We start from the raw sequence: 680 nt of genomic DNA, 5'->3' as shown, positions 1-680 counted from the left end.
TGGTGATTGGTGCCAAGCTGGGCATGGACGTGCGCATCGGCGCCCCGAAACACCTGTGGCCGACCGACGAACTGGTGGCCGAATGCCGTGAAATCGCCACCCGCACCGGCGCCCGCATCACCCTGACCGAAGATGCTGCCGCAGCCGTCAAGGGCACCGACTTCATCCACACCGACGTCTGGGTATCGATGGGCGAACCGGCCGAAGTGTGGGCCGAACGCATCCGCCTGCTCAAGCCCTACCAGGTGAATGCCGCCCTGATGGCTGCTGCACAGAACCCGCAAGTCAAGTTCATGCACTGCCTGCCGGCCTACCACAACAGCGAAACCAAGGTGGGCAAGGAAATTGCCGCCCAGTACCCGGACCTGGCCAATGGCATTGAAGTGACCGAAGACGTGTTCGAAAGCGAAGCCTGCATTGCCTTCGAGCAAGCCGAGAACCGCATGCACACCATCAAGGCCATTCTGGTCGCTACGCTGGGTGACTGATCGTCAGGCTCCGCAGCAAAGCCCTGCGGCCTTGCCACACCGCCAGTGATCGCAGTCAGACCGCAACACCGCTTCACCCACCACGACGACACCCCCTTGAAGTCGTGGCGGCGGAATCCGCTCCCCCTCACTCAGGCGGATTCCACCCTCCGGCAGGTCATCCCCCGGTGACCTGCCGCCCCATCCGACACA

1 pseudogene is annotated in these 680 nt (G+C 63.4%); it reads left to right on the top strand.

The features are described from left to right. Positions 1-488, top strand: a pseudogene (locus tag JHD62_RS21420) (ornithine carbamoyltransferase subunit F); the annotation flags it as partial. Positions 489-680: the final 192 nt, after the last annotated feature.

Origin of the sequence: Aquitalea sp. ASV11 (assembly GCF_016429185.1) — a bacterium.
In the GTDB taxonomy this organism is placed as follows: domain Bacteria; phylum Pseudomonadota; class Gammaproteobacteria; order Burkholderiales; family Chromobacteriaceae; genus Aquitalea; species Aquitalea pelogenes.
Note: the sequence above shows the minus strand (reverse complement) of the source record. Positions and strands in the feature narration are given on the sequence as shown.